Genomic DNA, 26,351 nt, shown 5'->3' on the forward strand with positions numbered 1-26,351 from the left:
AACCCCGATTGCATGACTGCATTCCTGACCAAACCACCTGCGGATTCCGGGCACTGGACTTCCCTGTTCAGGACGCGGCTGGATGATGCGGCGCTTCGCGACATCGAACGCGAGACCGGTGACCACATTCTCAATCCCGACCTTGGACCCTATGCAAAGTGGGACGGTCCACCGCGCGATGCGGCCGTTCTCATCGGTATCGTCGAACGCAGCGACGGGCCTAATGTGGTGTTGACGCAGCGAACCGGTCACCTGAAATCTCATGCCGGACAGGTTGCCCTTCCCGGAGGCAAGATCGATCCGACCGACAATGGACCTGTTGAAGCGGCGCTTCGGGAGGCGGACGAGGAAATCGGCCTTGCTCCGGAGCGCGTCGAGTTGATCGGCAATCTTGCGCCCTATCTCACCGGTTCGGGATACCGGGTTATTCCGGTGGTTGGCACCATTCAAGACGGTGCAGCCTTCCGGCCAAATCCCGGTGAGGTCGAGAGCGTCTTCGAAGTGCCATTGGGCTTTTTGATGGATCCCGCGAACCATCAGAAACTCAGCCGCGAGTGGCAGGGAAAACGCCGCTACTTCTACGCAATGCCCTTCGGAGAACGTTATATCTGGGGCGTCACCGCGGGCATTATCCGCTCCTTGTACGAAACGGTCTACCGCTGATGGTTCGTGTGTTCATACTGCATCTGTTACTTTTCCTTCTACCTTTCATCACCTACGGACTCTGGCTGTGGCTGAGCAAGCGCAACACCGAGCCTGGCCGCTGGTCTGCCAAGCCGATGGCGTGGCTCACGCTGGTGGGCCTCGTTCTGGTCATTACCGGTCTGGTCGGCATGGCATCCTTCGATCACGCACCGGATGGGGCCAATTGGCGGCCGTCGGAAATGCGCGATGGGGTGTTTGTTCCGGGCCGGTACGAATAACGCGATGACAACGACTGCCGATCAGATCCTGCAACAGGCGGACTGGCTGAAAACACCGGGTATTCAGGCGGTGTTTGCGGCGATCGAGCAGGACGGCGACGAAGCCCGCGTTGTCGGTGGAGCCGTGCGCAACACCTTGCTCGGTCACCCTGTTCCCGACGTCGATATCGCAACGACTGCCTCGCCCCAAACGGTGATGGAACGCACGCTGGCCGCGGGCTTGAAGCCGGTTGGAACGGGCATTGACCACGGTACGGTGACGGTGGTCAGCAACGGCTATCCCTACGAGGTCACGACGCTGCGGGAGGACATGGAAACCTTCGGCCGTCAGGCCCGTGTCGTTTTCGGCAGGAACTGGACGCGCGACGCCGAACGTCGCGACTTCACTCTCAACGCGCTCTATGTCGACTGCAATGGCCGATTGCACGATCCGCTTGGTGGACTGGACGATTGTCTGAACCGGCGTGTGCGTTTCATTGGTGAGCCGGACAAGCGCATACAGGAAGACTATCTGCGCATCCTCCGTTTCTTCCGGATCTACGCGGCCTATGGTGCCGGAGAGATGGATGCGGACGGGCTCGGGGCGTGCCTGCGCCAGCGGGACGGCTTGCGGCATCTGTCCGCCGAACGTATCGGACACGAGATGAGGCGGCTGCTGCGTGCGCCGCTGGCCGGATCCGCACTGAAAATGATGAACGATTGCGGCCTTTGGGAAATCGCTACGGGCGGCCTTGCCCGCATCGACGATTACCTGGCTCTGCGCAGCCTGGAAGCCACCGCCAGTGATGTGACCGATCCGGAGCTCGGGCTGGTGGTGCTTGCCGGTTTCGTGCGCGAGGATGTGGAGCGCGTTAGCGACCGGCTTCGGCTGTCGAATGCCGAAAGGGACCGGATGCGGACCGCCTGGGCGGCGATGAAATGTCTTCGCCAGGCCGATGGTCTGCCCGAAGCCGAGCACTTGGTGTATCAGTTCGGCCGCCAGGGCGCGGTTGACGGCCTTTTGGGGCGCTGGGCCGGCTTGCGTGCGCAAGGATCAGATCCAACGGAAAGTTTTGGCGGGCTGCTGGAGCGGTTGCGGGAAGTTGCCGTACCTGAATTCCCGGTCAAAGGCGCAGATCTGATTGCAGCCGGGCACTCACCCGGGCGCGCGTTGGGTGACAGTCTCAAGGCTCTGGAGGCCGATTGGCGCGACAGCGGTTTCTCGCTCTCCAAACAGGATTTGCTGACGCGGGCAGGCGCTGCGACTTAATGAAATCTTATTGACATTGCGTCACATCGTGATGGTGATTTCCTGTTGGTCGGGTTTTCCGGTTAACTTGTCGTGAGAAGGCGTGTGCGGAATACAATGAGGCGATGAATGGAAATTGTCCTGATCTCAGACGGCCCGCTTCCACTCGATTCTCCGGTCAGAAAACTCCCGTTCTTCTTTCCCGCGCGCCTGATCGACATGTCCAAGGTGTCTGCGAAGACGGTCGGCGATGGCCGTGTCGCTGTTGTGGAGTTGCTGGACGCGACTGATGCGGGGCTGACCGCGCTGAAGAAATCCTGGGCCAGCATTGCGGAAATCCCGGTGATCTGCCTGGTGTCCAAGAAGAACCGGCGTGAGGTGATCCAGGCGGCAGCACTCGGCAAGACCGACATCATGGAGCGTGACACGCCACTGGCAATTCTGGTGCGCAAACTCAAGGCAATCATTCCCGACGACCCGCTTGCCAACGTTCCAAAGGGACTTCCGGCGAAGACACTTGAGGCCTACAGGAAAGGCAACTCCTTCCTGGAAAGCATCGCGCTGTCTGCAACGGAAGGGTCCAACATCCAGATCAGCCTGATGAACGAGGGGGCGGCGGAGATCCTGTCGTCGCTGTCACTCGACGGGCTTTCACCCTGGCTGGAAGCCGTGCAATCTCACCACAGCGGAACCTATTGTCATTCCCTGATGGTGGCCGGGCTCGCCGGGGCTTTTGCGAGGCATCTCGGCTGGAGCAAGGCGGATTGCCAGGAAGTGATTGCCGGCGGTCTGCTGCATGACATCGGCAAGATGCGCATCCCGCTGACCATCCTGGACAAGGCCAACAAGCTGACGGACGCCGAGCGCGCCATTATCGACAAACATCCCATGTTCGGTCGCGAGATTCTGAAACCGCGGCTCGAAGTGTCGGTCGACATCAAGAAGATGGCCATCCAGCATCACGAATTTCTGGATGGATCAGGTTATCCCGATGGGCTGAAGGGAGACAGGATCTCGCCAAAAGTCCGCCTGATGACCATTTGCGACATATTCACCGCGCTTACCGAGACGCGGTCCTACAAGGATGGCATGCCGGTTCGCGCCGCCATTGGCGTCATGCTGGAGATGGGCAAGAAACTCGATCAGGTCATGCTGAAGCAATTCGCCCAGATGGTCCTCGATCGGGATTTCGGTGAAGTCAGCCGGCAGCCTCAGAAGGTGAAGGGCACTTCGGCCTTCTGAGCTAGGGCCATTTTACAACGGGGGGCATGGACGAGAGGATCGAGGCAACGTTGCCGCCGGTCTTCAGTCCGAAAATCGTCCCGCGGTCGTAAAGCAGATTGTACTCCACGTAGCGGCCCCTGCGGACCAGCTGTTCCTCACGCTCCGTGTCGCTCCACGGCTTCTGGAAATTGCGGCGGACGAGTTCCGGATAGATGTTCAAGAAGGCCAGGCCGACATCCTTGGTGAAGGCAAAATCGTCTTCCCAGGTTCCGCTGTTGAGATAATCGTAGAAGATGCCGCCGATCCCGCGCGCTTCGTTGCGATGTTTCAGGAAGAAATAGTCGTCACACCAGGCCTTGTAGGCGTCATAGTCGGCAACATCATGTGCGTTGCAGGCAGCGCGCATGGCTTCGTGAAAGGCAACGGTATCGGGGTCGTCCTGCGTTCGCCGTGCGTCCAGCACCGGCGTCAGATCTGCGCCGCCACCGAACCACTGACGGGTGGTGACCACCATGCGGGTGTTCATGTGAACGGCGGGGACATGCGGGTTCTGCGGGTGAGCGATCAGGCTGATGCCGGAGGCCCAGAAGCGCGGATCCTCGTTGGCGCCGGGGATCTGACCGCGAAACTCGGGCGAGAATTCACCGTGTACGGTGGAAATATGGACGCCGACCTTCTCGAAAACGCGGCCATGCATCATGGACATGACACCGCCGCCGCCCTTTGCCCCGGTGCTGTCGGTGCGCTCCCAGGGCGTGCGTTCGAAGCGCCCGGCCGGCTGGTCGGCCAGCGGACCGGCGAGATCGCTGATCTCGTCCTCCAGGTCTTCAAAACCCTTGCAGATACGGTCTCGCAACTCCTTGAACCAGGCCGGTGCGGTTGCCTTCTTGTCCTCGATGCCGTCCGGGATGGGACCGCCGCGGTTTTCAGGTGTGGGTGCGTTCATGTGACTGCCTGGACTGGTTGAGGCCTGCCGGGCCGGCGGGCATGCAAGTGATTGCTATTTTTGAGTGTACCCTGGGCTTTTAGGAAATGTGCCTGATTGCCGCAAGGCTTCACCCAGCACCATGCCTGTTGAGACGGCGACGTTGAGCGAGCGCATGCCGTCGGCCATGGGGATCGTCAGCCGGGCATCGGCAAGCGTGTGCACGTCCTCCGGTACGCCCGAACTTTCCCGGCCCATCATCAATATGTCGTCTGGCTGAAACGCGAAATCCGCGTATGGCACTTCCGATTTTGTCGTCAGCAGGATCAGCCTGCGCTTGTTCGAACGTCGCCAGTCATCGAATGCGGCAAACGAGATGTGGCGAACCATCGCGGCCCTTTCCAGGTAATCCATGCCGGCCCGCTTGAGCGCGCTGTCGGAGATCGGAAATCCTGCAGGTTCGATCAAGTGCACAGTTACGCCCATGCAGGCAGCAAGACGCAGGATCGTGCCGGTATTTTGCGGGATGTCCGGTTGGTAAAGGGCAATGTCTGGCATGGGTATCCGCACTGGTTTCGGGAGACCGGCTCAATAGCAGCAGGCATAACATTTGTCACAGGAAGACCAGTTTCTATGCCCGGCAAAAGGCCGGGAGCTGCGGGTTTGGGGCAAATCGTTACATATTTTCATTGGGCCAATTTCGCGTCCGGCGCGTAGGATGACATGAAGAATCGCTCCAGCCTCCATGGAGACGCCACGTGTCCCCGCTCTTTCGCGCTTTTGAATCCTGGATAGATCCTTTCCGGGAGCCGTCCAAATCCGACATGCCCCATGACGGGTTTGCCTTCCTGATGTATTTCGTCACGCAGGTGCGCTGGCCGTTCATCGCCATGCTCGCCATCGGCGGGGCGACCGCCTTTGTTGAAGTGGCGATCTTCAATTTTCTTGGCCGCATCGTGGATCTTCTGGAAGAAGGCAATCGCGCGACATTCTTCTCCGATCATTTCTGGACACTCATGACCATGGCGTTCGTGGTGCTGGTCGTACGCACGCTCACCAATTCGCTGATGGCGCTGGTGGAAGAGCAGGCGATCGTGCCCGGGTTCTTCAATCTGGTGCGCTGGCAGTGCCATCAGCGGGTGATGAAGCAGAGCCTTTCCTATTTCCAGGACGATCTCGCCGGGCGCCTGTCGCAGAAGGTGATGCAGTCGGGCATGTCGGCTGGCGATTTCATGACCAACCTTTTGCAGGTGGTCTGGTTCATTGTCGTTTATGCCATCACGACGCTTGTGCTGGTCGCGGACCTGAACCTGTGGCTGGGCGCACTCGTGGCCATCTGGCTGCTTTGTTTCACCGCAACCGCCATCATTTTCGTGCCACGGGTTCGCGCAGCGGCAAAGGATTCGGCAAATGCCTACTCGGGCGTGACCGGACGTCTGGTGGATACCTACACCAATATCCAGTCGGTCAAGCTTTTCGGATCATCGGAAGAAGAAAGCCGGGGAGCGCGGGCCTCGGTTGAGACGATGATTGCCAAGATACGCGTCTTCACCAGGCTTTTGACCACAATTCGCATGATCATGACGCTGGTCAACGGAGTGATGATCGTTTCGATTGCGGGCCTGGCGCTGTCCATCTGGCAGGATGGCGGCATCAGCGCCGGTCATGTGGCCTTCACGCTCAGTCTGATCCTGCGACTGAACATCCTTTTGAACCGGCTGTTCAACCAGCTCAACGGCCTGTTCCGCCACTTCGGATCGCTGCAGGACAGCATGGAGACCATCGTCAAGCCAGTGACCCTGACAGACAAACCGGCGGCGCCGGAGCTGGAAGTGACTGAGGGGGGAGTGCGGTTCGATAAAATCCGGTTCCACTACGGCAAGGCGGGCGGTGTGATCGATCATCTCGACCTGACGATCCAGCCGGGTGAGCGCGTCGGTATCGTCGGCCCGTCGGGGGCGGGCAAAACCACGCTGACAAGCCTGCTGCTTCGGTTCTTCGACGTGGAGGCGGGGCGTGTTCTCATCGACGGACAGGACGTGCGCGATGTGAACCAGGAATCGCTGCGCCGGTCGATTGGCATGGTGACCCAGGATCCGTCCTTGCTGCATCGTTCGATCCGCGAGAACATCCTCTATGGCCGTACGTCGGCCAGTGAAGAAGAGTTGCTGGAGGCGACGCGCAAGGCCCACGCCTTCGGTTTCATTCAGAGGCTGGAAGACAGGCGCGGCCGCAAGGGGTTCGACGCCTTTGTCGGTGAGCGTGGTGTCAAACTGTCCGGCGGGCAGCGTCAGCGCATTGCAATCGCGCGTGTGCTCCTGAAAGACGCCCCGATCCTCGTTCTGGACGAAGCGACCTCGGCCCTCGATTCGGAAGTCGAGGCCGCCATTCAGGAGAACCTGCAAGGATTGATGACAGGCAAGACCGTGATCGCGATCGCACACCGCCTGTCGACCATCGCGGCCATGGACCGACTGATTGTCATGAACAGGGGGCGGATCGTTCAGCAGGGGACACACGAGACGCTCCTGGAAGATGCAGACGGCCTTTATGCGCAGCTCTGGCACCGCCAGTCCGGCGGATTTCTGGAACCGGAAAGCGAATTCGCCTGAGTTGAAGTTCGCCGCAGCAGCTCAGCTCAATTCCTGCTGATCCAGTGCCTTTGCCGAGGCGTAGAACCGACGAAACAAGGCAGTGCAAAACCAGGGGGCCAATCTTGAAATACGTCACGGCATACATCGCAACAGTGCTCGTTTTTCTTGCCGTGGACTACGTCTGGCTGACGCAGGTATCCACCCGGTTCTACCTTGATCGCATTGGCCACCTGATGATGGAAAAGCCCAACATCGCTGCCGCGAGTGTTTTCTATCTGGTGTATGTCGTCGGCATAGTGATCTTCGCGGTTGCCCCCGCGCTCAAGGCAGACAGCCTCACGACCGCCATTGTTTTTGGAGCGCTGTTCGGGTTTTTCACCTACGGCACTTACGACGTCACCAACTACGCAACGCTCAGGGAGTGGCCGGTTTCCGTTGTTCTCGTCGACGTTGCCTGGGGGACGGTCCTGTCCGCGGTTTCGGCTGGTGCGGGCATCACGATCACCCGGCTGATGTCCTGATCTGCTAGACGCGAAACGCAGCGCACAACAGTCTCGTCAAAAATATCAAGACTACGTAGTTCTCCGAGGACTGGCCGTTACTGAATTTTTACGTGCAGAGCGGTAGTGTTTCATCTTGCGATAACGGCGCTGATCAACAGCGGCCGTAAGCGGGGCTGAAAAATTACTGTCGGGGTTTCCACGTGACGCTTTCAATCAAGGGCCGGTTCGTCGCCATGGTTCTGACGGCTGCCGCCATCATGATGGCCGGTACCGCATTTGCTTTCTATACCTTCCGCCAGGCCTTCATGGAAAAGATCGGCACACCCGCCGGTGCGCAAGACTTTCTGACAGGCAATGTTGCCGGCAAGATCGACGGGCTTATCCTGGATCAGATGATCACCATCGGTTTGGTCGTGCTGCCGGTCGGTCTGGCCTTTCTGGCATTTGCCGTCATTCTGGCCGTGGGGCTCGCCCGGCCGATGAACCGGTTGCAGACTGGTCTCGACATGCTGTCCGAAGGCAATCTCGATATCCAGATCGACGGTGCCCATCGGAGCGACGAAATCGGAGCCATTGCAAGGTCCGTGACCGCTTTCCGGGCCAACCTCGCCGAACGGGCCAAAGAGCAGGCGAGGCAGGAACTTGCCCACCAGGAAGCCCTCAGCGAAGAGCGCAAGGCGCTGATGCAGGATGTCGCCGATGATTTCGAGAAGTCCGTCATCGGTGTGGTGTCTGCCTTGTCGACGGCAGCCAGAAGCGTTGAAGGCAATTCGGCGGATCTGAACAGGGCGGTGAACTCGTCCATGCAGGCCGTCCAGGAAGTACATCAGGCAACATCGGAAGCCAGCAGTTCCGTCGCTTTCGTGACGAGTTCGGCTGACCGGCTGTCCGGTTCGCTGAGCCGTGTGCGCGAGGACGTCGACCAGGCAACGGACATTGCCAGCACCGCGGTGGCGGAAGCCCGGAAAACCGACGAGATTGTCGGTCGGCTTGCGGAAACGGGCCGTGCCATCGGCGAAATCGTCGAGTTGATCAGCCAGATCGCGAGCCAGACCAATCTGCTCGCGCTCAATGCGACCATCGAGGCCGCAAGGGCTGGCGAAGCCGGGCGGGGATTTGCCGTCGTTGCGAATGAGGTGAAGGCCCTTGCCGAACAGACGACCAGGGCGACCGAAGACATCTCCGCGCAGGTGACAGCGGTGCAGGAAGTCGCGGAGCTTTCCGAAACCGCCATCCGTTCGATCGCGGAAACCATTGGCCGCGTCAGCGAGATTTCCGGAAAAATCCGCGAAGCGGTCGAGGAACAGACAACGGCCACCCACGAGATCAGCAGCAATGCACTGACGGCGCGGACCAGTTCCGATCAGGTGGCCGAAAACGTCGACACCTTGAGCGATGTTATGGAAACCAGCCGGACGGCTACCGATGAAATGAACGGTGCTGCTGCCGAACTGGGGCAATTGTCAAACAGCCTGCAAGAACAGGTTCGGCAATTTCTGCAAAGCGTGCGGGCTGCCTGAGAGGGCGCCGCGGAACGCTTTGTGTATTGGTATAAATGACAGTAACCCAATAAAATAACTTGCAGTTTAGAGATTGGTTCAGTTTTGCTCCCGTAGAGTAAGCGTAACGAATATCTTGGCTGAAGACGGAATATGGCAGAATTCTTAGCGAATGTGCCGGGTCAACATCTCCTGCTCGCATTGGGAGCCGCTCTGGTTCTCATGGCCGTATGCTATTTATGCGGCCGAAAGCAGCGGGACGGCTCGGCTCCTTCCAACGTTTCCAGATTTGGCAATGATGCCGCAATCCTTCAGCTTGTCGTGGAGCATGCCCATGAAGGACTGGTCATGCAGGACATCGACGGGCACATCGAATGGACGAACCCGGCCTATTCACGCATCACCGGTTTCAGCGCTGAGGAAATTCGCGGCCGGCGGCCTCAGGAATTCATCTTGCCGCCGGAAAACCAGCTCTCCCCGGACGAGATCGAAAACTTCCGCTACGACCTGACGAAGTTCCGGTCGGGAACCGAAGAGCTGATCCTCAACCGGCGCAAGAACGGCGAATTGTTCTGGAACCAGCTGACCTTTGCTGTCGTCGAGGGAAAGACGCTGGAAGAAACCAAGATCATTCTGATTTGCCGGGATGTAACCAGCCAGGTTGAGCATGTGAAGGAGCTGGAGAACGCGCGCATCCGTTTGAAACATCAGGCGGAGCATGACGACCTGACCGGCGTTGCCAACCGGGCCAAGCTGAATGCCTACCTGAAGGAGCGCGTTGCAGAAGGTACGGCCGGCAACGCTCAGATCGGGATCATTCATTTTGATCTGGACCACTTCAAGGACATCAACGACAGCCATGGACACGGAGCAGGCGATGCCGTGCTGCGCCATGTGGCCATGGTGATGAGCCGTGTGCTGGGCGACAAGGGGGTGGTCGCACGTATCGGCGGGGATGAATTCGTCGCGGTGGTCGCGGACCCGTCCGGACCAGGCGAAATGGAAGATCTGGGCAACCGGATCCTTGAGGGACTGGCCAAGCCGGTGAGAGTGGACCGTCACGAGTTGCGGGTTGCCGGCAGTGTCGGGCTAGTGCTGGCGAAAACGGCGACTGCGAGTGCGTCGGAGCTGATCAATTGTGCCGATATTGCTCTTTATGCCGCCAAACGTTCGGGCCGTAGCCAGATCTCCTGGTACACGGATGCGCTTGGAGCGGCACATCGCCACCGGCGCATGATCCAGGCACAGCTGGACGAGGATCTTGAAAACGGCGGTCTGTCTTTGATGATGATACCGCAGTACGACCTGGAGAGCCGGCGGATCATCGGATACGAAGTTACTGCCTGCTGGCTGCATCCTTCCGAAGGGCTCGTGGACCCGGTCAGCCTTCTGTCGACGCACGAAGATGCCAAGAGAATCGCCCAGATCGAGCGTTTCGCGCTGCTGGAGGGGCTTTCCCAGGTCAGGCGACTTCGAGAGCTCTCGAATACGGCGTTCTTCCTGTCGGTGAACCTGAGCGGAGCCAGCCTGAAGGAAAAGGGCTTTATTGAACAGCTTCATCAGGCTACCTGTGAGGCCGGTTTCAGGACCGACGACATCGTGGTCGAGCTGGACGAAAAAATCATCCGTTTCGACGAACCGGACGGCCTCGCCGGATCCGTCGACCTTCTGAGGGAAATCGGCTGCAGGGTTGCCCTGGACAAGTTCGGCGGCGGACATGGCGGCGCCGGTCAGCTTATCTATCTGAACGCGGATCAATTGAAGCTGTGCCCGATGCTCATCGCGGGGCTTGAGGACAGCAAGGAAAAACGGCAGCTGGTTCAGTCGGTCATCCGGCTTGCCGGCAATCTGGGGCTGAAGATTTCCGCGGCGGGTGTCGATACGACAAAGCAGGTCGATCTGCTCAAGCAATTCGGCTGCACGACGGTGCAGGGCAAGGTCATTGCAGATCCGTTGTCGCCGCATGAAGCGGAAATTCACATGCGCGAGTTCGAGCTGCTGGAGTATCAGTCCTAACCTCTCTGCCGCGGGGAGAGGTTTGGGGGTTCTGTGGCCGATGGGCAACAGATCGATATTTCGTGCTGCAATTTGACGCATTTTTGCTTTTCAAGTTCTCCGAAAGCAGGTACCAACATCCCCAGTCAACTCATGGTGGTTGGCTTTGTTTCCCCAGCAGCCGCCCGGCTGCGCAACCAGGAGGGCACTAAATGACAGATCGCTGCATGATCCACCCATATGCCGCTCTCCAGGCTTGCCCAGGTATCACTGTCCGCTTCCGCTAGGAAGCCACAGACCTTCTTCAAATTCCTGACTTTTGCGGTGACCGGCTGAAGCCGTTCCCATTGAGCTGCATGCGTTGCCGCGCATGTCTGCCGTCACCACGTTTACGATCCCATTTCGGAGATGATCCGATGTCATTCCATTTCACGCCGGACCTGTCCCCAGCGACAGGCCGTCCGGATATTGAAGTGTCTTTACCAGAAGAGCCACGACAGGCTTTTCCCCGCCGTGCGATGCGTGCCGCTGTCGCCGCCGGCGTCTTTCTGGGAACCACTTTTGCGATCGCCGTCGTGTTCTTCATTCCGGTCATCGTCTTCAATCTGAGCCCGATCGAGGCTCTGGAAATCGCCGGCCGTCATATTCCGGTGACGCAGTTCGCCGATGAACTCGGCGCGCTTTTCTGGGGCACCTTCATCGTGGCTCTCGCCTTTACAAGTTTCATCGCCAGTCTGCTGCTGTTCGCGACTGGCCGCATAATTCGCCCGCATAGAAAACCTGTGCGCACTGACGATGCCCTGGTGCATCTCAATGTGTTACGGTTGAGCGGGGCCGAGAGGTAATCATGTTCGAGCGTTTCGAAAAACTCGTGGACCCCTTCGAGAAGACTGTTCTCGAAGTGCCCCCGAAGGGCTTCTGGGCCTTCTGTTGGTACTACACCAAACCTGTCTGGCCGATCCTGGCCGGTGTGTCGCTACTCGGCACGCTGGTTGCGATCGTGGAAGTCTATATCTTCACGTTCCTGGGCGACCTGGTCACCTGGCTGGAAAAATCCGATCCGGATACATTCGTCAGTCAGAACTGGCGCACGCTCCTCTTCATGCTGGTGATCCTGCTGGTGCTGCGCCCGCTGCTGGAGGTTATCTGGCAGCTGCTGTTTCACCAGGGACTGATGGGCAACTATCCCATGTCCATCCGCTGGCGGGTGCATCGATACCTGCTGCGCCAGAGCGTGTCGTTCTATCAGAACGATTTCGCGGGCCGGATCGCAACGAAACTGATGCAGACGGCGCTTGGCGTGCGTGAAGTCGTCTCGCGCATGGCCGATATCATGGTCTATGTCGCGGTCTATTTCACCGCGGCCGTGATCGTGGTCGCGGGAGCCAATATCTGGCTCAGCCTGCCGTTCCTGGTGTGGATCTCTGCTTATCTGCTCACGATCCGCTTCTTCATTCCAAAGTTGCGGGACGTGTCGAAGGAGCAGGCCGATGCGCGCTCCCTGATGACCGGTCACGTGGTTGATGCCTATACCAACATCACCACGGTGAAGCTGTTCTCCCATGCTGAGCGCGAAGAAGCCTATGCGCGTACGTCGATGCTTGGCTTCCTGAAGACGGTCTTCCTGCAGATGCGGCTGGTGACGGGACTGAATATCGTCCTGGTGTTCATCAACATGCTGCTGCTGACCTCCATCGGTGGTCTTTCGATCATTCTGTGGCAGGCCGGCACTGTGACCATCGGCGAAGTCACCATTGCGGTTGCCTTCGTGCTGCGTCTTCAGGGGATGTCCCACTGGATCCTGTGGGAGCTTGCAGGATTGTTCGAGAACATCGGCACCGTGCAGGATGGCATCTCCACCATTTCGCGGGAACGCGAGGTGATGGACGTCAAGAACGCCAAGGCGCTCGAGGTCGGGCAGGGCGAGATCCGTTTCGATCGCATCCGGTTCCATTATGGCAAGGAAGCCGGCGTGATCGAGGACCTCAGCCTGACGATCCATCCGGGTGAGAAGATCGGTCTGATCGGCCGGTCGGGTGCAGGCAAGTCGACGCTGGTCAACCTGATCCTGCGCTTCTACGACCTGGAAGGCGGCCGGATCCTGATCGATGGCCAGGACATCGCCAATGTCCGTCAGGACGACATCCGGGCCGAGGTTGGCGTGGTGACGCAGGATACATCGCTGCTGCATCGGTCGATCTTCGACAACGTGGCCTATGGCCGTCCGGATGCGACGCGGGAAGAGGTGCTGGCAGCGCTTGAAAAAGCACATGCACTGTCCTTCGTCGACGAACTGGAGGACATGGAGGGCCGCAAGGGTCTCGATGCCCATGTCGGCGAACGGGGCGTCAAGCTGTCCGGTGGTCAGCGCCAGCGGGTGGCCATTGCCCGAACCCTGCTGAAGGATGCACCGATCCTGGCTCTCGACGAGGCGACATCCGCTCTCGACAGTGAAGTGGAGCTGGCCATTCAGGAGAGCCTGTTCGATCTGATGCAGGGCAAGACGGTGATTGCGATTGCCCACCGTCTGTCCACGATCGCGGCCATGGACCGGCTGATCGTGATGGACAAGGGTCGAATCATCGAGGAGGGGTCCCATCAGGAACTTCTGGAGCGAGGCGGACTTTACGCACAGCTCTGGGAGCACCAGTCGGGGGGCTTTCTGTCCTCGGTTCAGGCCGCCTAAATCCAAAGACCAATGGCAAGAGCGGGATTCAATCGGATTCCGCTCTTGCACTCATTCCCCAAAAAAGGGCAGAAAAGCGGCGCGGCGGTTGTTTTGCCTGCGACATATGCGTTTCGAGGCGTTTGTTGAACTGGACAAGCGTTTCGAAGGGTGCAAAAAGACAAGCCGCTTGGCCGGTGCGGAATAGCCCGTATCCGGCCCCCGATGAGCCCGGCATGGTTCCGTTCCCTTCTTGGGCAAAGAAGGGGTCCCGGACGTGATGCGGGCTTTCGGTACAGGTTGAACAGGTTTCGAGAGGACGCGACCTTGGCACATACGGATCAGGCGGAACCGACCCGCCGCGATTTCCTCTATATTGCGACCGGCGCCATGGGCGTCGTTGGCGCTGGCGCGCTGGCATGGCCGTTCATCGATCAGATGAACCCTGATGCCTCCGCATTGGCTCTGGCTTCCATCGAGGTGGATATCTCTGCCGTGGAAGAGGGGCAGTCGATTACAGTCAAATGGCGCGGTAAGCCGGTATTCATCCGCAACCGTACCGAAACGGAAGTGGAAGAAGCCAAGGCTGTTCCCCTGACTGATCTTCCCGACCCGCTTGCACGAAATTCTAACCTGCCGGCGGACGCGGAAGCGTCTGACGCCAACCGTGGCGTCGAAGGCAACGAGAAATGGCTCGTCCAGGTTGGTATCTGTACCCACCTCGGCTGTGTGCCGATCGGCAGCTCCGGCGACTTCGGCGGCTGGTTCTGCCCGTGCCATGGGTCTCACTACGACACCGCCGGCCGTATCCGTAAGGGCCCGGCTCCCGAGAATTTGCTGATTCCGCCGCTCGAGTTCGTCAGCGACTCGACGATCAAGATCGGCTAACGGCATAGATTTTTAGGAGACAGCCATGGCTGGACATTCAAACTATGTACCGCAGAGCGCTCCGGCAAAGTGGCTGGAAAGCCGCCTGCCGGTCATCTCGCTCGTTCGCGGCTCTTTTGTTGATTTCCCGACGCCGAAGAACCTGAACTACTGGTGGACCTTCGGTGGCATCCTGTTCTTCGTGCTGATCTCGCAGATCATCACCGGAATCGTGCTGGCGATGCACTACACGCCAAGCACCACTGCAGCCTTCAACAGCGTCGAGCACATCATGCGCGACGTGAACTTCGGCTGGATGCTGCGTTACCTGCATGCAAACGGCGCGTCGATGTTCTTCATCGCCGTGTACATCCACATCTTCCGTGGTCTTTATTACGGTTCCTACAAGGCACCGCGCGAGATCTCCTGGATCCTCGGCGTGATCATCTTCCTGATCATGATGGGCACCGCCTTCATGGGTTACGTGCTGCCGTGGGGCCAGATGTCCTTCTGGGGCGCAACGGTTATCACCAACCTGTTCTCGGCCATTCCGCTGGTCGGCGAAGAAATCCGCACCTGGCTGTGGGGTGGTTTTGCGGTCGACAACCCGACCCTGAACCGCTTCTTCTCGCTGCACTACCTGCTGCCGTTCATGATCTTCGGTGTCGTTATCCTGCACGTGTGGGCGTTCCACACCACGGGTAACAACAACCCGTCGGGCGTTCAGCCGAAGACCAAGCAGGACACGGTTCCGTTCCACCCGTACTACACGATCAAGGATCTGTTCGCGATCATCGTGTTCATGATCCTGTTCGCATGGTTCGTCTTCTACGTGCCGAACTACATGGGTCACCCGGACAACTACATCGAAGCAAACCCGCTCGTGACCCCGGCGCACATCGTTCCGGAATGGTACTTCCTGCCGTTCTACGCGATCCTGCGCGCTGTCCCGGACAAGCTCGGTGGTGTTGTTGCCATGTTCGGTGCCATCGCGATCCTGTTCGTCCTGCCCTGGCTGGACACGTCCAAGGTTCGCTCCGGCACCTACCGCCCGCTGTTCAAGCAGTTCTTCTGGATCTTCGCTGCCAACGCCGTTGCGCTTGGCTACCTCGGCGCCATGCCGGCCGAAGGCACCTATGTTCTGCTCGCCCGGGTCTGCACCGTCTACTACTTCGCCCACTTCCTGATCATCCTGCCGATGCTCGGGTTCCTGGAAAAGCCGCGGCCATTGCCGGCCTCGATTTCCGAAGCGGTTCTGAAGGGCGGAGCCGGCAAACCGGCTGGTGCGACTTCAGCACCGGAAACGAAGTAACGCGGCCCGGATCAGGAGTTAATTGAGACAATGAGCACCATGATCAAAATGGTTCGTTCCTTCGCTGCGGTGGCGGCTGTCGCCATCGCGACCCCGGTCTTTGCAGCAGGCAACGCTCCGCACATCGAGCGGCAGCAGTGGTCCTTCTCGGGTCCGTTCGGTTTCTACGACCGTGGCCAGCTGCAACGCGGCTTCAGGGTTTACCGGGAAGTCTGCGCTTCCTGTCACGGCCTGAAGCAGGTTGCCTTCCGCAACCTTGCCGAATTCGGCGGCCCAAGCTTCACCGAAGATCAGGCAAAGCAGATCGCATCCGAGTACACTGTCGTTGACGGTCCGAACGACGACGGCGACATGTATGAGCGTCCGGGTATCCTGGCGGACAAGTTCCCGTCTCCGTTCCCGAACGAGCAGGCTGCACGCGCCTCCAACGGCGGCGCTTACCCGCCGGACTTCTCGCTGCTGGCAAAGGCCCGTGCGGCGCACCGCGGTTTCCCGTGGTTCGTCTTCGACGCCTTCACCCAGTATCAGGAGCAGGGGCCGGATTACATCTACGCGCTTCTCACCAGCTATCCGGAAGAAAACCCGGCATGTCTGGGTGAGGACTTCACCGGCAACTTCAACCCGGCATTCCTGGGTGGTTCCGTTACCGCTGAAGCTTGTGCGCACGAGCATCTGACAGGTGGTCCGATCGGCATGGCCGCACCGCTGTCCGACGAGCTGGTCGAATACACCGACGGCACTCCCATGACTGTCGACCAGTATGCGCGTGACGTTTCCGCATTCATGATGTGGGCCGCCGAGCCGCATCTGGAAGAGCGCAAGAAGATCGGCTTCCGGGTCATGATCTTCCTGATCGTCTTCGCCGGTATGCTCTACTTCACGAAGAAGAAACTGTGGCGCAACGTTGAGCATTGATTGATTGCCGCCTAAGTGCATGATGAAAGCCGCCGGACCTTCCGGCGGCTTTTTCTTTGAGGGGTAATGCAATGCGCCGCGCATTGATGTTTCTGGCAATTGTCCTGCTTCCTGTCCCCGCAAATTCGCAATCGGCCGCAACCCACATGGTCGAGGTTCTGGACATGCATCTAGCCATGCGCGCCGCACTGCGCGCGGTCGAGGTCTGCAACGAGGCCGGTTTTCAGGCTGGAGCTTCCGTGGTGGACCGTTTCGGCGTCGAGCAGGTGACACTGCGCAGCAACATGGGCGGTGCGCATGTTGCCGAAACCGCCCGTCGCAAGGCCTGGACCGCCGCTTCTTTCAATCTGCCCAGTTCGGAACTTGGTTCGCTCGCCGGACCGGGCGAAGAGACCAGTCTTGCAGCTATTCCCGGAGCGTTGCCTCTGGCTGGGGGGCTGCCCATCGTCTCGGCCACCGGAATGCTTCTCGGAGCGATTGGCGTTGCCGGGGGTGGTGGCGGTGAGAACGAGGCGAAATGCGCCAAGGCCGGGCTTGACGCCATCGCGGATCAATTGAAATAAACCATCGCTGATGCGGGCCTGTGTCCCGCAGGAATTGATTTTGAACCTGTTTGGAGTGGTTATGGCAGACGCAGTATTGGGCATTATCGGCGGGTCTGGAATCTACGACCTTCCGGGTCTGGAAAACTCCGAATGGATCGCCGTCAACAGCCCGTGGGGCACGCCGTCCGATGAAGTGCGCATCGGCACCATTGACGGTCTCAAGGTGGTTTTCCTGCCTCGCCATGGGCGCGGACACGTCTATTCGCCGACAACCATCAACTACCGCGCCAACATCGACGTGATGAAGCGCTGCGGTGTCACCGATCTTCTGTCTGTCTCTGCCTGCGGATCGCTCAAGGAAGAACATGCTCCGGGCACCTTCGTATTGGTGGACCAGTTCATCGACCGGACGTTTGCGCGGGAGAAGAGTTTCTTCGGTACCGGCTGTGTCGCGCATGTGTCCATGGCGACCCCGGTCAGCCCGAAGCTGGTTGATGCAGTGGCGGCAGCCGCGCAAGCGGAAGGCCTCGCCTATGCCAAGGGCGGCACCTATCTGGCCATGGAAGGCCCGCAGTTCTCTTCTCTTGCGGAAAGCCAGCTCTACCGGTCCTGGGGCTGCGACGTCATCGGCATGACCAACATGCCGGAAGCAAAGCTTGCCCGCGAGGCCGAGATTTCCTACGCCACCATCGCGATGGTCACCGACTATGACAGCTGGCACCCGGACCACGGCGAAGTCGATATTCAGGCCATCATCAAGGTTCTTCACGAGAACGCGGAAAATGCCCAGAGGCTTGTTGCCCGTGTCGCAAGGGATCTGCCGCGCGAACATCAGTCCTGCCCGGCCGGGTCGGATACTGCGCTGGAGTTTGCCATGATGACCGCACCGGACAAGCGCGACCCGGCGCTGGTGGCGAAGCTCGACGCTGTCGCTGGACGGATCCTGAACCGGACCTAATCGGATTGCCGGCCGAAAGAGCTGCCGGCATAACCCCTTGAGACAAAGCGAAATTGCTTCGACCGGCAGGTCAAACTTGCTATAACCACCGGCCGGGGCAGATGCCTGGAACTATTTTAACAGAGAGATATCCCGATGACCGCACAGACCATTCAGGATGAACTTGTCAGTGCTATCCGCACGATCAAGGACTATCCGAAAGAGGGCATCCTGTTCCGGGATATCACGACACTGCTCGGCGATGCCCGTGCGTTCCGCCGGGCGGTCGATGCCCTGGTACAGCCCTGGGCCGGCTCCAAGGTCGATCAGATTGCGGGCATCGAGGCGCGCGGTTTCATTCTCGGGGGCGCGGTGGCGCACCAGGTGTCCGCGGGCTTTGTGCCGATCAGGAAGAAGGGCAAGCTCCCGCACGAAACCGTCCGGATCGCCTATTCCCTGGAATATGGCCTGGATGAGATGGAAATGCACAAGGATGCGATCAAGCCGGGTGACCGCGTCATCCTGGTTGACGACCTGATTGCTACCGGAGGCACGGCAGAGGCTGCCTGCAAACTGTTGCGGTCCATGGGGGCCAACATCGAGTCGGCGTGCTTTATCGTCGATCTACCAGATCTCGGCGGGCGCAAGAAACTGGAAGCGATGAACGTTCCAGTGCGCACCCTCGTGGAATTTCCGGGTCACTAGGTCTGTCATGGCGGGAGGAGCCGAGGGCAGGGACGCGATACCGGACTTTTCAGAGAAATTTCAGAAGGATTTCGAGACCCTTCTGAAATGGCGACGGGACGTGCGCCGTTTCAAACAGGAGCCGTTGCCGGAAGGTGCTCTCGACCATCTTCTGCAACTGGCGGACCTCGCGCCCTCTGTCGGCAACAGTCAGCCCTGGCGAATTGTTGTCGTCGACAGTGCTGAGGCGCGCGGACGGATCATCGCGAGCTTCGAAGCCGAAAATGAAGAAGCCGCCAGGACCTACAGTGACGACAAGGCGCTTGCGTATCGCCAGCTCAAGCTGGCGGGGCTGAAGGAAGCCCCCGTGCATCTGGCGATTTTCTGCGACGACGACCCGGAACAGGGCCACGGACTGGGCCGGCTGACCATGCCGGAGACGCTGGCCTATTCCACGGTCAGCATGATCCATACATTCTGGCTGGCGGCTCGTGCCGAAGGTGTCGGGGTTGGCTGGGTGTCGATCCTTGATCCGGACGCGGTGACAGAGGCACTGCAGGTTGACGCCGGTTGGCGCCTCGTGGCTTATCTATGCGTCGGTTATCCGGAAGAAGAGCATGTCGATCCGGAGCTGGAGCGAGCGCGTTGGCAGGCGCGCACGCCTCTGGCATCCCGCGTCATTCACCGATAGGGCATCCTGCGGCCAGACGACCGCAGAAAGGATGCTCGCAAATTATGGAAGCGATCGGCAGATGGCTGTTCAATTGGCGACGATTGAATGGCGGCTGATCTGGAGGCAGGGCAGACCATGAGCGTGATCATCCGACGGATCAACGATGAAGACAAGGAAGCTGTGTTCCAGCTTCTGGCGGACCGATGGGCAGGGCCCGAAATGCTATTGGACGGCGAGATCGTCGATGCGTCGAGCCTGCCGGGGTATGTTGCCTACGCAGGCAATGATCTTGTGGGGCTCGTCACGCTGATCAAGCGGGAAAGCGAATGGGAAATCCTCACGCTGGACTCGCTCAGCCGCTGGGGTGGCACCGGAACACTGCTGCTGAACGCGGTGGTCGATGAAGCAAAGGCGTCCGGCATCAACCGGTTGACCGTCCGCACATCCAACGACAACCTCGACGCCTTCCGCTTCTATCAACGGCGCGGTTTCCGTCTGGAGCGGATCGCGCAAGGTGTCATCGACGCCGAGCGCGAAAAGAAGCCGGAAATCCCGCTGCGTGGCGACTACGGTATCGAAATCCGCGACGAAGTCCTGTTTGCCCGCAGCCTTTGAGGGGCTAGCGACATTCCCTTTCCTTTCCACCTTTTCAGCATCAGTCTTGCCAGCCCGAACACTCGTCCGTGCTTCCTGTTATTGCCGGACGATCGAGCCGACAGCGTTGACCAAAAGTCTTGAGGCGGTCAGCGCAGTGAGGCCGTCGATATCGTTCGGCGGGTAGAATTCGACCAGGTCAAACCCAACAATCCTTGCGCGCCTGCCCAGGCCCGCAATCAGATCGATCACCTGCGTGTAGGTGAGGCCGCCGGGCGTGCGCGCGGCCACGCCGGGCATGATGGCCGGGTCGAGGCCGTCACAGTCCAGCGTGACGACGCAGCGCGCACCTTGTGGAATATGCTTCAACGCGGCCGAGATACCTTCTGCGTGGACCTCGCGCGCTGTGACAAAGCGGCTGCCGTAGGTTTGTGCAGCCTCGATTTCGTTTTTGCCGGCACTGCCGACGGCACGCAGGCCAACTTGAACGAGGCCTGCAACATGCGACATCTCGCTGATGCGGCGCATCGGGCTGGAGTAGCCGTAGCGCTCGCCGTCGACCTCGTCGCGCCAGTCGATATGGGCATCTATCTGCAGTACCCATAGGGGCCCCTGATCAGCGAAGGCGGCAAGGAAGGGGATCGGTAGGGAATCATCACCGCCAAGCAGGATCGGAACGGCTGGCAGTGCCAGGATCGAGCGTGTTTGTGCCTCGATCCGTGCCCGGTTGCCTGCGTTGTCATGCAGCCGGGTGTCGATATTGCCGATGTCGATGCAGCATACCGGGTGACCTTCGAAAAGCGGTCCGCCGAGATCGAAGTCCCAGTGGCCGACGAGACCGGCATCTTCCTGACTGGCTGCGCGAATGGCATCGGCTGCCCCGGTGTACCCGCTGCTGTCCTTGCCCGGGTAAGTGCTGCCATGTTCGGCACCGAAGATCACAGCACGCGGTGTCCGGTTCTCCGGAAGCTGTGCGGGAAAGTCGAGAAAAGGCACTCGGTCGGTCCTGTTCGGTTTCTTGCGGGCGGTATGCTGCAGAAAGGTAAATTGCCAGGCGTTTGAGAACGCTTTCGATGCCTTACAGCATCGGCCTCAGCTTAATCGAAGACCGGGTTCTGCCAAAGTTCAAGGACAAAAACCGGCTCCCGCGCCAGCTCTCGCCGGATGGGGAGCGGAATTTGCATTGCGGCGCACAATAGTTATACTTGCTCATTCCCAAGTTCATTTTTCCTGAACGGAAAAATTCCGCACATTTGTGCTCAGAATTCCTGAGGAGGATAATTTATGCCCGTCGCCAGGTCCTTGGAAACGGCTGAGGAAATTTCAGATATTGCTTTCGGATTTATGGGCTCAAAGGCTCTTTTTTCTGCACTTCATGTAGATTTGTTTTCACTGCTTTCCGAAAAGACCTTGACGCCGCAGCAAGTTGCTGAAGAAAGCGAGCTTGATCTTGATCGCGCCACAACACTGTTGACCGCGCTTACGAGCCTCGGGCTGGTGCGCCGGGAGGGAGCAGGCTTCACCAATTCGCCCGCAGCGGAGGCGTTTCTGGTGAAAGGACGGAAGTATGATTTCGGCGACTATCTGCGGTTTCAGATCGACAAGCAGATGTACCCCTTCATGACACAGCTCAACGACGCCCTGACGGATAGTCTTGAGGACGACCAGGTTGCTTCCTACGAGACCTGGTTCAGCGACCCGGAGGAAGCACGGCTTTATTCCCGGTCCCAGCATGCAGGCTCGCTTGGGCCCGGGCGAGGACTTGCCAAGCTTGTGGATCTGTCCGCTGCCAAGCAGTTGCTGGACGTTGGCGGTGGTACCGGGGCCTTCTCGATTTCGCTTTGCAAGGCGTATCCGGGACTGCGATCAACCGTTCTGGATTTTCCGAATGTCGCCAAGGTGGGTGAAGAGTTCATTGCCGAAGAAGGCCTGCAGGACCGCATCCGCTATGCGCCGGGCAATGCCCTGAAGGACACATGGCCGGACAGCGCGGACGCAGTGCTGATGTCCTATCTCTTCTCCGGTGTCCCGGGCACGGCCATTCCCGGGCTTGTGCGCAAGGCGTTCGAGGTTCTGACACCGGGCGGCGACTTCATGGTGCATGACTTCATGGTCGACGAAAACCGCGACGGGCCGAAGCTGGCCGCGCTCTGGCAGCTTCAGCACACCGCCTTCAACCCTGAAGCCCGTTCGATCACGAGTTCCTACGTTGCCGGCCTGATGGAAGCGGCCGGCTTCACGGATATCGCGGTTGAAGTGATGATCCCGGGAATGACGATGCTGGTGCACGGCCGCAAGCCGGAATAGCATCACGCGGCAAACTGCGGCAAACTGCGGCAAATGGGCATGATGTCCGTTTGCCGCAGTGCCTGGAACAGGCAAACGGATTAGGGACAAAGTCTACGTGTTTTCCCTAAGATCCGGAGAAGAGATGTCTGCTTCATCTGCCCCCAAGGAAGTCCTGGTGCTACGGCTGCTTCTGGCCGTGCCCGTCTTGAACCTGTTTCTCAAGGAAGCGCTTTATGGCGCGGAAGATGCCAAATACTGGTTCATCGCCAATCTCGCGATGATCTGGGCGGTGTCGATCTATGCTTTCGGATACCCGGCGATCATCCTGCCGGCGCTGACCATGGTGCCGATGGCCTTCTTGTGGATCCTGGACGTCTGCCGCTGAGGCACAGCTCGCATGCGAGTCACGGCAAGACAGGATTACCGCAAAGCGTGCTGCCGTCTTGAGGACGCAGCACGCTTTTGCGCTTTAACAGGGCCGGCTGATTGTCCGGTTAGCGCTTGCGACGTTCGACGAAGACCGTGCCCTTGAAGGAGAACACCAGCGTGCCGTCCTGATTGAAGGCCTGCATGTCGGAATGAACCAGACCCCAGTCCGGACGGGTCCGGCTTTCGGTCTTGCCGGTGACGACACGCCGGTAGCGCAGGGTGTCACCAACAAAGACCGGCCTGATCCACTTGAGATCCTCGAACCCGGGCGAGGGGCCGATATTGGCTGGTGTTTGCCCTGCTGCCAGCGCTTCTTCCTGAAGAGCCTTATGCCTTGCGACCCAAAGCTTCATGAACACCGCTGCGGTGTGCCAACCGGAAGCGCACAGGCGACCGAAATGGGTCTGCGCGGCGGCCTCCTCGCTGAGGTGAAAGGCCTGCGGATCGTATTTTTCCGCAAAACGCACGATGTCTTCCCGGGTGAAGGTGTGTTCCCCGAGGTCAAGCGTGTCACCCACTTCAATGTCTTCGAAAAAGGCACTCACCGGGCGATCTCCCGTCTCGCGAACAGGTTCGGATTTTCCCAGACGAGCACTTCAATACCCTTCTGGTTCTTGGCCGTCACGCGAATGTTGACGAGCCCAAGGTCCGGTTTCGACCGCAAGTCTCTCGTGTCGAGTATTTCGACCTGGGCCGTTAGGCAGTCACCTGGATGAACGGGACGCTTCCACTGCAGCTTGGTGATACCCGGTGAGCCACGGCCGCTTGTCCTGGTCAGGAGATTTTCGGCAAGCAGGCGCATCACCATCGAACCTGTATGCCAGCCGGAGGCGGCGAGCCCGCCCAGGATGGATGCTGTGCCGGCCTCTTCGTCGAGGTGGAAAGGCTGCGGATCGAACTCGGCAGCGAAATCGATGATTTCGTCCCTGCTGACGGTGAGGGAGCCCAGCTCGAAGACCTGACCAGGTTGGAAGTCTTCAAAATAAAGGAGATCGGTCATGAATTCCGGTGGTGTTGGCACTCCGCGGAAACGCGATGCTCCGCGTTCCCGCCTTGAGATTGGAAGAAAAGATCAGTCGTAATAGATCTCGTTATCATCCATGTAGACGTTGCTGGCTTCGCAGATATCGATGTCGATCGGATCGTCGAGAACTTCGGTATCGTCGTCGGCCAGCCAGCCGACCTGGAAGGTCTGCGCACAGTTGCCGGTGTCGGCGGCGAACTCGGCTTTCGCGCTTTCACCCGGCGAAAGCGGTCCGGACAGCCAGTTGTCCGACCAGCCGTCGCCGTCGTTGGTGTAGAAGCCGACGACAACGTTGTCTTCGGTGTTGTTGTAGATCTGGAAGTACCCTTGCGAGCCGGTTCCCTGTGCGACGGCTGCAGTCGCAGACGCCAGGAGGGCAAGGCCGAGAGTGGCAGATTTCAGTAGCTTCATGGCACGTTTCCCAGGTGGGCAGACTTGCTGCCCGACAGTGTTGCGTTCAGAAGCTAGTCCCAGCCGTATCGGAAGTAAAACTAAATCCGCCAGCCTTCGTTCCTGCCTGGATCGCCGGTTATACGGTCACGTATTTGCGCCAGTTGTGCTCTTCCTGGAAGCCCAGAACCTCGCGGATCTTGCGGTTCGAAAACAGGGCCTCATGCTCGCCGAGTTCCCGGCTCAGCGGCACGTCGGGGAAGAAGCGCTTGAGGATTTCCGCATTCGGAATATCGACGGAATTCGTGTCGTTGCCGGCGTTGAAGACCTGGTAGCCGAGCCCGTCCTTTTCGAGGCAGCGGTCGACGATCTGACCGAGGTCGCGGGCGTCGATATAGCAGAAGATGTTTCTGCGGCGCTGTGAAGGATTGGCAAAGAAATCCGGGAACCGGTCGTATTCGTGCGGCTCGATGACATTGCCGATCCGCAGCGCATAGATATCGAAGCCGGACCGGCGCTGGAAGGCGCGGGCGGTCTGTTCGTTGACCACCTTGGAAAGCCCGTAACTGTCCATCGGGTCGACGTCATAATCCTCTTCCACGGGCAGCACCTTCGGGTCGACCACGCCATCGGCGAAACAGACGCCGTAGGTGGTTTCCGAAGAGGCGATCACGATCTTGCGAATGCCGAGCTTCACGGCGGCTTCAATGACGTTGTATGTGCCGATCGTATTGACTTCGAAGGTTCTGTTGTCCGGATGAATGAGAATGCGCGGCACGGCCGCGAAATGGACCACTGCGTCGAAAGTTGGCACCCCGTTGCCCGGTTCCAGTTCATCGAAATTGGCGTAGCTGGTCATGACGTTGAACATTTCACCCGATGAGGTGATGTCGGCAATGAGGTTGTCGACACCGGGATGATCGAGCGGTTTCAGGTCGACATTGACGACGCGATGTCCCTGCGCCAGCAGGTAGGGAATGACGTGCCGTCCGGCCTTGCCGGAACCGCCGGTGAACAGAATGCGTTTCTGGGTGGTCATGGTTCAACTCCCCTGTTTTTGAGTTGCGTACATCATGGCCATTCCGACGCCGGAGGCCAGTGCCTGTTTTGTCTTTCTGGAAGAAAGACCTTGTCCTTCCGGAATGTGCCGGTGTGAGGGGGGGGAAGTCAGCAAGATTTATCAAAAAGCATGGTGCTAGGGTCCCATCAATCGAACGGGGCCAAGACCATGACCAATCACGAAAAGCTCACACTCTCACCGCGGGACAACGGCTATGTCCGCCGTTTCACAAGGGTGATCGAATATATCTACGCCAACCTCGACGAGGATCCCGATCTGGCGACGCTTGCCGAGGTGGCGGCCCTTTCCCCCTCACACTGGCACAGGGTCTGGCAGTCGACCTATGGCGAATCCATCTTCGCGACGGTCAAGCGTCTGCGCCTTCACCGTGCCGCGGGAGACCTTGCCTATACGGACCTGGCCTTGCCCGTCGTCGCAAAGCGGGCCGGTTACGGCAGCCTTGAGGCCTTTTCACGCAGCTTCAAACAGGCTTACGGCCAGCCCCCGACCGCCTACCGCTCCTCCGTTTTCTCGCGCCGGGTTCAGCCGGCCAACGGTGGTGCACCACTTCCCAAACAGAAAGGACCAGCTCCAATGCATGACGTTTCCGTCAAAACCCTTCCGTCCGAAACCCTGGCCGTGCTGCCTCACCGAGGCGCCTACATGGAGATCGGCAAGGCGTTTGAGACACTTTTCGGCATTCTGGTGAGCCGTCAGCTGGTCGACCGGATCGGTGCGATGAAGGCGCTCTATTATTCCGACCCGACCCATGTTGCCGAAGATGATCTGCAGTCGGCTGCCGGAGCGGTCATAAACGATAGCTTCCCGGTCGATGCTCCGCTCGAAAAGCGGGAAACGCGTGCCGGTGACTACGCGGTGCTGCGTTACAAGGGACCCTACGCCGACATGAAATGGGCCTACGAGTGGCTTTACGGCGAGTGGCTGACGCAGTCTGGTCGTGAACCGGACGATGCGCCCTGTCTGGAAGTCTATCTCAACAACCCGCGCGACACGGCGCCGGCGGACCTTCTGACCGACATCTGCCTGCCTCTGAAGCCTGCTGCCTGAGCTCTGTT

The 26,351-nt window shown here is 59.3% G+C and carries 28 protein-coding genes; 21 read left to right on the forward strand and 7 right to left on the reverse strand.

Annotated elements, in window-relative coordinates; translation table 11 throughout:
• Positions 1-12 precede the first annotated feature (12 nt).
• The 4 genes from FIV03_RS13115 to FIV03_RS13130 all read left to right on the forward strand — a co-directional run bounded on the left by FIV03_RS13115 (position 13) and on the right by FIV03_RS13130 (position 3,393).
• Complete coding sequence (locus FIV03_RS13115) at positions 13-663, forward strand: CoA pyrophosphatase (protein WP_152509855.1); 651 nt, start codon at positions 13-15, stop codon at positions 661-663.
• Positions 663-923, forward strand: a complete 261-nt coding sequence (locus FIV03_RS13120) for a DUF6111 family protein (protein WP_055655939.1) — start codon at positions 663-665, stop codon at positions 921-923. Before FIV03_RS13115 ends, FIV03_RS13120 begins: the two co-directional genes overlap by 1 nt.
• Before the next feature lie 4 nt (positions 924-927).
• A complete protein-coding gene (locus FIV03_RS13125) occupies positions 928-2,172 on the forward strand; it encodes a CCA tRNA nucleotidyltransferase (protein WP_152509856.1) in 1,245 nt (414 codons plus the stop codon).
• Positions 2,173-2,280: 108 nt separating this feature from the next.
• Positions 2,281-3,393: an HD domain-containing phosphohydrolase gene (locus FIV03_RS13130; protein ID WP_152509857.1), complete on the forward strand. Its 1,113-nt coding sequence runs from the start codon at positions 2,281-2,283 to the stop codon at positions 3,391-3,393.
• A gap of 1 nt (position 3,394) precedes the next feature.
• Here FIV03_RS13130 and hemF read toward each other — a convergent pair whose 3' ends face one another.
• Together hemF and FIV03_RS13140 are read right to left on the reverse strand one after the other, a co-directional pair.
• Positions 3,395-4,321: an oxygen-dependent coproporphyrinogen oxidase gene (hemF, locus tag FIV03_RS13135; protein WP_152509858.1), complete on the reverse strand. Its 927-nt coding sequence runs from the start codon at positions 4,319-4,321 to the stop codon at positions 3,395-3,397.
• Positions 4,322-4,375: 54 nt separating this feature from the next.
• Positions 4,376-4,858, reverse strand: a complete 483-nt coding sequence (locus tag FIV03_RS13140) for a tRNA (cytidine(34)-2'-O)-methyltransferase (protein ID WP_055655933.1) — start codon at positions 4,856-4,858, stop codon at positions 4,376-4,378.
• Positions 4,859-5,124: 266 nt separating this feature from the next.
• Between FIV03_RS13140 and FIV03_RS13145 the strand changes: the two genes are divergently transcribed.
• The 14 genes from FIV03_RS13145 (at position 5,125) to FIV03_RS13210 (ending at position 20,104) form a co-directional block, all read left to right on the forward strand.
• Positions 5,125-6,912 carry an ABC transporter ATP-binding protein gene (locus FIV03_RS13145; RefSeq protein ID WP_152511923.1) on the forward strand — a complete coding sequence of 596 codons (1,788 nt, stop codon included), beginning with the start codon at positions 5,125-5,127 and terminating at the stop codon, positions 6,910-6,912.
• Positions 6,913-7,016: 104 nt separating this feature from the next.
• Positions 7,017-7,415, forward strand: a complete 399-nt coding sequence (locus FIV03_RS13150) for a DUF2177 family protein (protein ID WP_152509859.1) — start codon at positions 7,017-7,019, stop codon at positions 7,413-7,415.
• Between the two features lie 182 nt (positions 7,416-7,597).
• On the forward strand, positions 7,598-8,917 hold the full coding sequence (locus tag FIV03_RS13155; protein ID WP_152505760.1) for a methyl-accepting chemotaxis protein: 1,320 nt from the start codon (positions 7,598-7,600) through the stop codon (positions 8,915-8,917).
• Positions 8,918-9,049: 132 nt separating this feature from the next.
• Positions 9,050-10,912: an EAL domain-containing protein gene (locus FIV03_RS13160; RefSeq protein WP_152509860.1), complete on the forward strand. Its 1,863-nt coding sequence runs from the start codon at positions 9,050-9,052 to the stop codon at positions 10,910-10,912.
• Positions 10,913-11,307: 395 nt separating this feature from the next.
• A complete protein-coding gene (locus FIV03_RS13165) occupies positions 11,308-11,736 on the forward strand; it encodes a hypothetical protein (RefSeq protein WP_152509861.1) in 429 nt (142 codons plus the stop codon).
• 2 nt (positions 11,737-11,738) lie between these two features.
• The gene (locus tag FIV03_RS13170) at positions 11,739-13,577 is read left to right on the forward strand and encodes an ABC transporter ATP-binding protein (protein ID WP_062487611.1); all 1,839 of its coding nucleotides are present in this window, start codon (positions 11,739-11,741) and stop codon (positions 13,575-13,577) included.
• Positions 13,578-13,883: 306 nt separating this feature from the next.
• Positions 13,884-14,444, forward strand: coding sequence for a ubiquinol-cytochrome c reductase iron-sulfur subunit (gene petA / locus FIV03_RS13175; protein ID WP_152509862.1), 561 nt, complete (start codon positions 13,884-13,886; stop codon positions 14,442-14,444).
• Between the two features lie 25 nt (positions 14,445-14,469).
• Positions 14,470-15,735 carry a cytochrome b/b6 gene (locus FIV03_RS13180; RefSeq protein ID WP_152509863.1) on the forward strand — a complete coding sequence of 422 codons (1,266 nt, stop codon included), beginning with the start codon at positions 14,470-14,472 and terminating at the stop codon, positions 15,733-15,735.
• A 30-nt stretch (positions 15,736-15,765) separates the two neighbouring features.
• On the forward strand, positions 15,766-16,650 hold the full coding sequence (locus FIV03_RS13185; protein ID WP_152509864.1) for a cytochrome c1: 885 nt from the start codon (positions 15,766-15,768) through the stop codon (positions 16,648-16,650).
• Between the two features lie 71 nt (positions 16,651-16,721).
• Positions 16,722-17,213, forward strand: coding sequence for a heme-binding protein (locus tag FIV03_RS13190; RefSeq protein WP_152509865.1), 492 nt, complete (start codon positions 16,722-16,724; stop codon positions 17,211-17,213).
• Positions 17,214-17,274: 61 nt separating this feature from the next.
• On the forward strand, positions 17,275-18,153 hold the full coding sequence (locus FIV03_RS13195) for an S-methyl-5'-thioadenosine phosphorylase (protein ID WP_055655925.1): 879 nt from the start codon (positions 17,275-17,277) through the stop codon (positions 18,151-18,153).
• Positions 18,154-18,288: 135 nt separating this feature from the next.
• The gene (locus tag FIV03_RS13200; protein ID WP_152509866.1) at positions 18,289-18,837 is read left to right on the forward strand and encodes an adenine phosphoribosyltransferase; all 549 of its coding nucleotides are present in this window, start codon (positions 18,289-18,291) and stop codon (positions 18,835-18,837) included.
• 7 nt (positions 18,838-18,844) lie between these two features.
• The gene (gene bluB / locus FIV03_RS13205) at positions 18,845-19,507 is read left to right on the forward strand and encodes a 5,6-dimethylbenzimidazole synthase (RefSeq protein ID WP_152509867.1); all 663 of its coding nucleotides are present in this window, start codon (positions 18,845-18,847) and stop codon (positions 19,505-19,507) included.
• Between the two features lie 87 nt (positions 19,508-19,594).
• Complete coding sequence (locus tag FIV03_RS13210) at positions 19,595-20,104, forward strand: GNAT family N-acetyltransferase (protein WP_208984227.1); 510 nt, start codon at positions 19,595-19,597, stop codon at positions 20,102-20,104.
• A 78-nt stretch (positions 20,105-20,182) separates the two neighbouring features.
• Here FIV03_RS13210 and FIV03_RS13215 read toward each other — a convergent pair whose 3' ends face one another.
• A complete protein-coding gene (locus tag FIV03_RS13215) occupies positions 20,183-21,079 on the reverse strand; it encodes an agmatinase (RefSeq protein ID WP_152509868.1) in 897 nt (298 codons plus the stop codon).
• 348 nt (positions 21,080-21,427) lie between these two features.
• Here FIV03_RS13215 and FIV03_RS13220 point away from each other — a divergent pair, with 348 nt between their 5' ends.
• Both FIV03_RS13220 and FIV03_RS13225 read left to right on the forward strand, forming a co-directional pair.
• Entirely contained in the window at positions 21,428-22,390 is a 963-nt protein-coding gene (locus tag FIV03_RS13220) for an acetylserotonin O-methyltransferase (protein WP_228932880.1), read from the forward strand.
• Between the two features lie 124 nt (positions 22,391-22,514).
• Positions 22,515-22,757 (forward strand): hypothetical protein, encoded by a 243-nt coding sequence (locus tag FIV03_RS13225; RefSeq protein ID WP_055655914.1) that lies wholly within the window; start codon positions 22,515-22,517, stop codon positions 22,755-22,757.
• A 109-nt stretch (positions 22,758-22,866) separates the two neighbouring features.
• Here FIV03_RS13225 and FIV03_RS13230 read toward each other — a convergent pair whose 3' ends face one another.
• The 4 genes from FIV03_RS13230 to FIV03_RS13245 all read right to left on the reverse strand — a co-directional run bounded on the left by FIV03_RS13230 (position 22,867) and on the right by FIV03_RS13245 (position 25,254).
• On the reverse strand, positions 22,867-23,346 hold the full coding sequence (locus FIV03_RS13230; protein ID WP_055655912.1) for a MaoC family dehydratase: 480 nt from the start codon (positions 23,344-23,346) through the stop codon (positions 22,867-22,869).
• Positions 23,343-23,801, reverse strand: coding sequence for a MaoC family dehydratase (locus FIV03_RS13235; RefSeq protein WP_152509869.1), 459 nt, complete (start codon positions 23,799-23,801; stop codon positions 23,343-23,345). Before FIV03_RS13235 ends, FIV03_RS13230 begins: the two co-directional genes overlap by 4 nt.
• 72 nt (positions 23,802-23,873) lie before the next feature.
• Positions 23,874-24,236: a hypothetical protein gene (locus FIV03_RS13240; protein WP_022998109.1), complete on the reverse strand. Its 363-nt coding sequence runs from the start codon at positions 24,234-24,236 to the stop codon at positions 23,874-23,876.
• A 118-nt stretch (positions 24,237-24,354) separates the two neighbouring features.
• On the reverse strand, positions 24,355-25,254 hold the full coding sequence (locus FIV03_RS13245) for an NAD(P)-dependent oxidoreductase (protein ID WP_152509870.1): 900 nt from the start codon (positions 25,252-25,254) through the stop codon (positions 24,355-24,357).
• Positions 25,255-25,443: 189 nt separating this feature from the next.
• Here FIV03_RS13245 and FIV03_RS13250 point away from each other — a divergent pair, with 189 nt between their 5' ends.
• Entirely contained in the window at positions 25,444-26,343 is a 900-nt protein-coding gene (locus FIV03_RS13250) for an AraC family transcriptional regulator (protein ID WP_152509871.1), read from the forward strand.
• Positions 26,344-26,351 lie beyond the last annotated feature (8 nt).

This window comes from Labrenzia sp. THAF187b (genome assembly GCF_009363375.1).
In the GTDB taxonomy this organism is placed as follows: domain Bacteria; phylum Pseudomonadota; class Alphaproteobacteria; order Rhizobiales; family Stappiaceae; genus Roseibium; species Roseibium algicola.

Excerpts from the sequence above, each read along its gene's own strand:
- FIV03_RS13115 (WP_152509855.1), top strand. The coding sequence starts at position 13 with ATGACTGCATTCCTGACCAAACCACCTGCGGATTCCGGGCACTGGACT.
- FIV03_RS13120 (WP_055655939.1), top strand. The coding sequence starts at position 663 with ATGGTTCGTGTGTTCATACTGCATCTGTTACTTTTCCTTCTACCTTTC.
- FIV03_RS13125 (WP_152509856.1), top strand. The coding sequence starts at position 928 with ATGACAACGACTGCCGATCAGATCCTGCAACAGGCGGACTGGCTGAAA.
- FIV03_RS13130 (WP_152509857.1), top strand. The coding sequence starts at position 2,281 with ATGGAAATTGTCCTGATCTCAGACGGCCCGCTTCCACTCGATTCTCCG.
- hemF (WP_152509858.1), bottom strand. The coding sequence starts at position 4,321 with ATGAACGCACCCACACCTGAAAACCGCGGCGGTCCCATCCCGGACGGC.
- FIV03_RS13140 (WP_055655933.1), bottom strand. The coding sequence starts at position 4,858 with ATGCCAGACATTGCCCTTTACCAACCGGACATCCCGCAAAATACCGGC.
- FIV03_RS13145 (WP_152511923.1), top strand. The coding sequence starts at position 5,125 with ATGCCCCATGACGGGTTTGCCTTCCTGATGTATTTCGTCACGCAGGTG.
- FIV03_RS13160 (WP_152509860.1), top strand. The coding sequence starts at position 9,050 with ATGGCAGAATTCTTAGCGAATGTGCCGGGTCAACATCTCCTGCTCGCA.
- FIV03_RS13165 (WP_152509861.1), top strand. The coding sequence starts at position 11,308 with ATGTCATTCCATTTCACGCCGGACCTGTCCCCAGCGACAGGCCGTCCG.
- FIV03_RS13170 (WP_062487611.1), top strand. The coding sequence starts at position 11,739 with ATGTTCGAGCGTTTCGAAAAACTCGTGGACCCCTTCGAGAAGACTGTT.
- FIV03_RS13180 (WP_152509863.1), top strand. The coding sequence starts at position 14,470 with ATGGCTGGACATTCAAACTATGTACCGCAGAGCGCTCCGGCAAAGTGG.
- FIV03_RS13185 (WP_152509864.1), top strand. The coding sequence starts at position 15,766 with ATGAGCACCATGATCAAAATGGTTCGTTCCTTCGCTGCGGTGGCGGCT.
- FIV03_RS13190 (WP_152509865.1), top strand. The coding sequence starts at position 16,722 with ATGCGCCGCGCATTGATGTTTCTGGCAATTGTCCTGCTTCCTGTCCCC.
- FIV03_RS13195 (WP_055655925.1), top strand. The coding sequence starts at position 17,275 with ATGGCAGACGCAGTATTGGGCATTATCGGCGGGTCTGGAATCTACGAC.
- FIV03_RS13200 (WP_152509866.1), top strand. The coding sequence starts at position 18,289 with ATGACCGCACAGACCATTCAGGATGAACTTGTCAGTGCTATCCGCACG.
- bluB (WP_152509867.1), top strand. The coding sequence starts at position 18,845 with ATGGCGGGAGGAGCCGAGGGCAGGGACGCGATACCGGACTTTTCAGAG.
- FIV03_RS13210 (WP_208984227.1), top strand. The coding sequence starts at position 19,595 with ATGGCGGCTGATCTGGAGGCAGGGCAGACCATGAGCGTGATCATCCGA.
- FIV03_RS13220 (WP_228932880.1), top strand. The coding sequence starts at position 21,428 with ATGGGCTCAAAGGCTCTTTTTTCTGCACTTCATGTAGATTTGTTTTCA.
- FIV03_RS13225 (WP_055655914.1), top strand. The coding sequence starts at position 22,515 with ATGTCTGCTTCATCTGCCCCCAAGGAAGTCCTGGTGCTACGGCTGCTT.
- FIV03_RS13235 (WP_152509869.1), bottom strand. The coding sequence starts at position 23,801 with ATGACCGATCTCCTTTATTTTGAAGACTTCCAACCTGGTCAGGTCTTC.
- FIV03_RS13240 (WP_022998109.1), bottom strand. The coding sequence starts at position 24,236 with ATGAAGCTACTGAAATCTGCCACTCTCGGCCTTGCCCTCCTGGCGTCT.
- FIV03_RS13245 (WP_152509870.1), bottom strand. The coding sequence starts at position 25,254 with ATGACCACCCAGAAACGCATTCTGTTCACCGGCGGTTCCGGCAAGGCC.
- FIV03_RS13250 (WP_152509871.1), top strand. The coding sequence starts at position 25,444 with ATGACCAATCACGAAAAGCTCACACTCTCACCGCGGGACAACGGCTAT.